General features: G+C 64.7%; 4 protein-coding genes and 1 pseudogene. 2 read left to right on the top strand and 3 right to left on the bottom strand.

All coding sequences use genetic code 11. The features are described 5' to 3' along the window. Positions 1-145 precede the first annotated feature (145 nt). On the bottom strand, positions 146-2032 hold the full coding sequence (locus NCR35_RS25045) for a putative bifunctional diguanylate cyclase/phosphodiesterase (protein ID WP_250536613.1): 1887 nt from the start codon (positions 2030-2032) through the stop codon (positions 146-148). Between the two features lie 55 nt (positions 2033-2087). Further along, positions 2088-3665, bottom strand: a pseudogene (locus tag NCR35_RS25040) (methyl-accepting chemotaxis protein); the annotation flags it as partial. Between the two features lie 318 nt (positions 3666-3983). Here NCR35_RS25040 and NCR35_RS25035 point away from each other — a divergent pair. After that, entirely contained in the window at positions 3984-5087 is a 1104-nt protein-coding gene (locus tag NCR35_RS25035) for a GAF domain-containing protein (RefSeq protein ID WP_250536612.1), read from the top strand. A gap of 1 nt (position 5088) precedes the next feature. Here the strand turns inward: NCR35_RS25035 and NCR35_RS25030 are convergent, their stop codons facing one another. Then, positions 5089-5727 carry a LysE family translocator gene (locus NCR35_RS25030; protein WP_250536611.1) on the bottom strand — a complete coding sequence of 213 codons (639 nt, stop codon included), beginning with the start codon at positions 5725-5727 and terminating at the stop codon, positions 5089-5091. A 240-nt stretch (positions 5728-5967) separates the two neighbouring features. Between NCR35_RS25030 and NCR35_RS25025 the strand changes: the two genes are divergently transcribed. Continuing rightward, a complete protein-coding gene (locus NCR35_RS25025) occupies positions 5968-7002 on the top strand; it encodes a methyltransferase (RefSeq protein ID WP_250536610.1) in 1035 nt (344 codons plus the stop codon). The last annotated feature ends 53 nt before the right edge of the window (positions 7003-7055 follow it).

Below are 7055 nucleotides of genomic sequence, written 5' to 3'. Positions count from 1 at the left end.
CCCCCCCCCCCCCCCCCCCCCCCCCCCCCCCCCCCCCCCCCCCCCCCCCCCCCAACACCCCCCCCCCCCCACCCGCCCCCCCGCCCCCCCCCCCCCCCCCCCCCCCCCCCCCCCCCCCCCCCACCACTCGACTCGCACCGCCGCATCAAACAGGCGTGCAATCGCGCAAATACGCATCCACGCTCGCCGCGGGCATCGGCTTCGAGAAGTAATAGCCCTGAATGGCCGCGCCGCCCAGTTCGCGCACGATCTGCAACTGGTCCGTCGTTTCGACGCCTTCGATGATGCATGTCACGCCCAGGTCGTGGCACAACGTGATGAGCGATCGCACGATGTTCCTGCTCCGCGGATTCGCGCCGATATCGCTGATGAAGCTCTTGTCGATCTTCAGCTTGTTGATCGGCAACGCGTGCACGTAGCTGAGGCTCGAATAGCCGGTGCCGAAATCGTCGAGCGAGATGCGCACGCCGACCTTCTGAAGCAGCGCCATGTTCGCGTTGGTCTGCGCGAAGCTGTGCATCAGCGCGGTTTCCGTCAGCTCGATCGCGATGCGCTGCGGCGACACGCGGCTTGCCTGAATGATCTCGATGAGCCGGCGCGTGCGCGCTTCGCTCGCGATATCGTACGGCGAGACGTTGAAGGAGAGATCCACGTCCTCAGGCCAGCGCTCCGCTGCGGCAAGCGACTTCTGCAACAGAATGGGCGTGAGGTCCGCGATGATGCCCGCCTGCTCCGCCACCGGAATGAACGTGCCCGGCGGCACCGCGCCCAGCACCGGACTCTGCCAGCGCGCGAGACTTTCGAGCGCGAGCGTGCGGTTTGTCGATGCATCGACGATAGGCTGAAACACCGGATAGAACTCGTCGGCGAGATTTGCGCCGCGCAACGCCTGCTCGACCGCGCCTTGCTCTTTCAACAGTTGCTCGTGTTCCAGCGAGAACATGACCGAGCGCGAACGGCCCGAACGCTTCGCATGATAGAGCGCGTAGTCCGCGCGTTCGTAGAGGACATCGGCCGTTGCCGCGGCGCGCGGATACATCGCGAAGCCGATCGAGCATCCCACCGATGTCACGAGGCTGCCAACGGCGATGGGCCTGCTCACCGCCTGAATGATCGCATCGGCGGATGCCTGCAGCGAGGCTTCGTCCGCATCGACGACGATGAACGCGAACTCGTCGCCGCCCACGCGCGCCAGCAACGCGGCGTGGCTCGTCATGCGTTCGATGCGCCGCGCGATTTCCGCGAGCACGTGGTCGCCCACGCGGTGCCCGTGCGTGTCGTTGACGGGCTTGAAGCCGTCGAGATCCACGACGCCCACCGCCACCGTGCGCTTCGTCGCGGCCGCCTTCGCAATGGACGACTGCAACTCCTCGAAAAACTGCCGGCGATTCGGCAGGCCGGTCAGCATGTCGAGGTTCGCGAGCCACACGTTCTCCTTGCTCAACGCCGCTGTTTCGGCCTCCGAACGAATCAGGCTCGAAAAATCGCGCTGATAACCGAACATGACATAGCTCATCAGTGCGACGGTGATCGCGATGTCCACCGCCGATGCCGTCGCGCCGATATCGCCCATGCTCAGCATGAAGCCGAGGAACGGCAGCATCATCGCGAAGGCGACGAGCGCCGCCGCCGCGCGCAGATGCATCAGGCAGAAGAAGCCCGCCATCGTCGATGCCACGATCTGCATCAGGATGAAGTACTTCGCGTGAACGTCGGCATACTTGAACAGCATCACGTCGACGCCCATTGCGAAGAGCGCGCTCACGATCAGCACGGTCGTCGCGCGCGCGAGATGGCGGCGCGCTTCAGCGTCGGTCACGTCGTCATGGCGATGGACGATCCACCAGCAGCCGCGCCAGACAAGCAGCATGATGAAGATCGACGGCATGCCGAGCGCGAGCCATGCAGGCGCGCGCTGACCGAACACGATCATGATCGACAACATCGTGACGACGAGCGATGCGTAGAACGGCGGAATCTTCGCTGCAAATGACCGGAACTGCGCAGTGGCGACGCCGGGCAACGTCTTCATCTCGTGGTGCACGGCATCCTCTCAGTGGCTGTCTTCGCGCGCAGCGCGTTGCTCATGCCGCAGCGTGTTCGATGCGGAATTGCGACACCGTCTGCGAAAGATGACGCCCCTGATGATCCAGCGCCTGCGATGCCGCAGCCGCCTGTTCGACGAGCGCGGCGTTCTGCTGCGTGACGCGGTCCATCTGCGAGATCGCCTGATTGACCTGCTCGATGCCGCGGCTTTGTTCGCCCGTCGCCGCCGCGATCTCGTCCATGATGTCCGACACGCGGCGCACCGCGGTCATCACGTCGCTCATCGTCGTGCCTGCGTCCTGCGCCAGCGCGAAGCCCGCTTCCACTTTCGCCACCGACGCGCCGATCAGTTCCTTAATCTCCTTCGCCGCATGCGACGAGCGTTGCGCGAGCGAGCGCACTTCCGACGCCACGACTGCAAAGCCGCGTCCCTGTTCGCCCGCGCGCGCGGCTTCGACTGCCGCGTTCAGCGCAAGAATGTTGGTCTGAAACGCAATGCCTTCGATGATGCCGATGATGTCCGCGATCTTCGTCGAGCTCTCGCTGATAGCCGTCATCGTTTCGACGACGCGCGTCACCACGGCATTGCCTTGTTGCGCCACATGCGACGCATTGCTCGACAGCGTGCTTGCCTGCTGCGCGTTGTCGGCGTTCTGGCGGACCGTCGAGGTCAGCTCTTCCATGCTGGCCGCCGTCTCCTGCAGCGACGACGCCTGCTGTTCCGTGCGCGCCGACAAGTCGGCGTTGCCCGAGGCGATCTCCATGGAGCCGGTCGCGATGCTGTCGGCCGCCGTGCGCACTTCGGCGATCAGGGTGACGAGGCTCTTCTGCATCGCGTCCATCGACGAGAGCACGCTGCCCGCCGGCACCGCGCGAGTGATCGCGACGGGGCTGAGATCACCGGACGCCACGCGCTGCGTGATTTCCTTGAGCGTCGCGGGCTCGGTGCCGAGCGCGCGCGTCAGTCCGCGCGTAATGATGACGCCCGCGGCCACCGCAGCCGCTACCGCCGCGAGGCAAATGGCGATGAGAATGGCCCGCTGCGTCGCGAAGTGTTCGTGGGCTTCGGCCACGAGCGTCTCGGCGCGCTCGTGCGTGTAAGCGGAATAGGCGTCCGTGGCGCTCACGAGCGCGGCCAGCAACGGGCGGCAGTCGTCGTTGATCTTGCGCACGGCTTCCTCTTGACGGTGCTCGGTCGCGAGATTGACGATCGCCTGGGCGACCGGCGCATACAGCGTTTCGATTCGGTTGATCTCGGCGACGAGCGAGCGTGCCTTCTCGGTGGTGTCGGTCGCCGACGCGATCATCGAGTCGAGCTTGGCGAGGCGCGCGGAGACATCGGCTTGCGCCTGCGCTTCGGCTGCCTTCTCGATTTCGAAATCGGCGGGCGTCGTCACGAGCGCCATGTTGCGCGCCGCGATCGCGCGCCGGTCCACCGCCTGGCGGACTTGCTCGCCCAACACGGCGCGGGTGTTGATGCCTTCGACAAAGCTGAAGAAGCGTTGATTGGCGTCGCCGAGCGCGTTGATGGACACCGCCGATACGATCAGGACGACAGCCGTTAGCAGCGAGAATGACAAGGCCAGTTTTGCCTTGACCGACATGATTTTGAGGTTCATAGCGTGTTTTGTGTGTTCGCCGTGGTCTTCGGCGCCGCAGGCGTTGTGCGCCCGCGTCGTTTTTAGAAACTTCCGTTTTTACCAATTGTCGAGGTCTTGTCAAAGCGCCCGCTGAGAGACATAATTACCACATGAGGAAGAAACGCGTGGTAATTGCGACCGAAGGCCGAAATAGACAGCGAAATGGCGTAATCAGAGTAGATTTAACCGACGAATCGCGCAAGCGAAAACTTCCATTTCTATCAATTTCGGCGATTGTGCTTTCATCTGAAGGTAGCTATCGTTTGCGCCTCGTTCGCGCTTTATCGTAAGGACCGCATGACTAAGGAAGACGATCCCATTCTCACCACGCGCGACGTCGCGGCGCGCCTCGGCGTTTCGGTGAAGACCGCACAAACGTGGATCGAGCAGGGACAAATAGAATCGTGGAAGACGCCGGGCGGACATCGGCGCGTGCGCGCGAGCGCGATCGACGGACTGCGGGAGCAACTCGGCAACCGGCGTCCCGCATCGGAGCGTAGCGAGAGCGCCGTGGCGCTCGTTATCGCGTCGGAGGCCGCGTTGCCGTCGTACGTCGAAGCGGCTGCGGCTGCGGGCCTGCGCGCCATCGGCCAGAGCGATTCGCTCAACGCAATGCTCGACGCGGGCATCGCCATGCCCGCCGTGATCGCGGTCGAACTGATGCGCGGAGACTGGGAGCGCCTGTCGATGTGCCGGCGGCTGTTGCATTCGCGCGATCTCGCGCACATGCGCATGCTGCTCGTCACCGACATGTCCGCCGCGCAAATCGAAGCGGACCTCGGCGGCATGTCCCGCGTTGCGTTGCTGCCAGCACCCGCTGACAAGCCCGCTTTCGCTGCTGCGCTCGTTGCGTGCCTGTCGCTTGCGCTCCCGGACGATCAGGACGCGTCGCCTTATCCGGTCGCGGCGAACGAGGCCGCGCGACTGCGGGCGGTCGAGCGCACGGGACTCGTCGATTCGGCGAGCGATCCCGAGTTCGACGAGGTCGTGCAGATCACAGCCGAGACGCTGCGTGTGCCGATCTGTCTCATCACGCTGCTCACGCCGGACCGGCAATGGTTCAAGGCGCGCTGGGGGCTCAACGCTCAGGAGACGCCGCGTTCGTGGGCGTTCTGCAACTACACGGTCATGCAGAACGATGCCTTCGTGGTGGAAGACGCGGCGGCGGATGCGCGCTTCGAGGCCAATCCGCTCGTCACTGGCGAGCCGCGCATCCGCTTCTATGCCGGGGCCGCTTTGCGCGACGCAGAGGGCAACGCGCTCGGCGCGCTGTGCGCAATCGACCGGCAGCCACGCGTGATGGACGCGACGCAGAAGCGGCGGCTCGTCAATCTCGCGGCGCTTGCATCGAACCGCATTGCGCTCGTCACGCGCAAGCGGGTGGATCGCTGGAACAGGTAGCTCAGACGCGCGACATGAGCAAGCGGATGCCCGCTGCGCCGAATACCAGCGCGAGGCACGCATCGAGGTAGCGCTGCATGCGCGCGTACAGGCGACGCGGCGCTGCCACCGAGAACAAGACCGCATAGCCGCCGAATACGCTCATGCCGATGCACACGCACCCAGCGACGACTGTCAGCGTGTGCATCGGCTGCGTTGCGGTCGATGAGCCGAGCGCGGCCACGGACATCCACACGAGAATGGCTTTCGGGTTGGTGAGATGCAAGAGCGCGCCGCGCGCATAGAGCCGTCGCGCGTCCGTCACCGGAGCGTGTCTTGAAGCGGCGCGCACGGGCCAACGCCACGCCGCGCGAGCCGACTTCGACGCGAGCCACAGCAGATACGCCCCGCCGCACATCTTCAGTGCGATCAGGAAGCCCGAATAGGCGGCGAGCGCGGCCGACAGGCCGAGCGCGGCGAGCACCGCCCACGTCAACGAGCCGGACACGACGCCCGCCGCGAACGCCAGCGCTGCGCGCCTGCCGGACGTGCTCGCGATCGACATGATCGCCAGATTGCTCGGCCCGGGGCTGGCCGTTCCCACGAAGTAGGCCGACCAGGCGAGCAACAGGTTGGCGTCGAAGAAGGTGTGTGCGTTCATGGCGATGTTCTCTCATCAGTCCGGTCGAGTTTTCCGCAGGCCGTACCGGTCTGAACAGAGACAATCCGCTGCGGCCGGTACAGGCCAGTTCGGCCAGTTCGGGCCGCGACGCCTGCGCGCTCTGCGCGCCGGCCCACATACATCGCTTGATCCGAGACGGCACAGCGCCTACAGTGGACGCTGTGCTTTCGTCCGCCCTTAGCAGCCATTACGTATTCCTAATCGAATGAAGGATGCGATATGAACAAGGCGCCGTCGCCCGTTTCTACCGATCAGCCTGCTCCCGAGAGGCTTCTACAGATTGGCATGGGCTTCTGGGCCTCCAAGACGCTGCTCTCTGCGGTCGAACTCGGCGTTTTCACACAGTTGGCCTCCGGTCCGCGAGAAGGGGCGGAACTTGCCGATGCCCTTGGACTGCATCCACGCGCAGCGAGCGACTTTCTGGATGCGCTCGTCGCTCTCGGCCTGCTCGGCCGTGAAGGCACCGTCTACAGCAATAAGGCCGACACGGATCTGTTTCTCGACAGGGCCAAGCCATGTTATGTCGGTGGATTGCTGGAAATGGCCAACGCGCGACTCTATCCCTTCTGGGGCGCGCTCACCGAAGCGCTCGTGACCGGTCTGCCGCAGAACGAAGCGAAGCGCGGCGGCAATCCGTTCGACGCGATCTATCGCGATCAGGCGTCGTTGCGCGGCTTCCTTCAGGGCATGACAGGCGTGAGCCTCGGGACGGCTCGCGCCATTGCGCAGAAGTTTTCGTGGGGCGAGTACAGCACCTTCGTCGATATCGGCGCGGCGCAGGGCGCGCTGCCGGTGCAAGTGGCGATGGCGCATCCGCATCTGACGGGTGGCGGCTTCGACTTGCTGGCGGTCGGCCCGGTATTCGATGAGTACGTCGCCGAGCACGGCCTCAGCGAACGATTGCGCTTCTATCCGGGCGACTTCTTCAAGGACGAATGTCCGTCGGCGGATGTTCTCGTGATGGGGCACATTCTGCACGACTGGTCGCTGCCGCAAAAACTCGAACTCCTTGGCAAATGCCATGCGGCCTTGCCTGCGGGCGGCGCGCTCGTGGTCTACGACGCGGTCATCGACGACGAACGCCGCGAAAATGCGTTCGGCTTGCTGATGAGCCTGAACATGCTGATCGAGACGCCGGGCGGTTTCGATTACACCGGCGCGCAATGCCGCGAATGGATGCAGCAGACCGGCTTCAGCAACATACGCGTCGAACCGCTCGTCGGGCCCGATTCCATGGTTATCGGCTACAAATGACGCGATACAGCGGCCGGCACTTGCATGGCGTCTTTCCGTCCGACGCCTTCACG

It is taken from the genome of Caballeronia sp. AZ10_KS36, from assembly GCF_023631105.1.
Classification (GTDB): domain Bacteria; phylum Pseudomonadota; class Gammaproteobacteria; order Burkholderiales; family Burkholderiaceae; genus Caballeronia.
The sequence above is the reverse complement of the archived record's forward strand: the minus strand, read 5'-3'. Positions and strand labels throughout refer to the sequence as shown.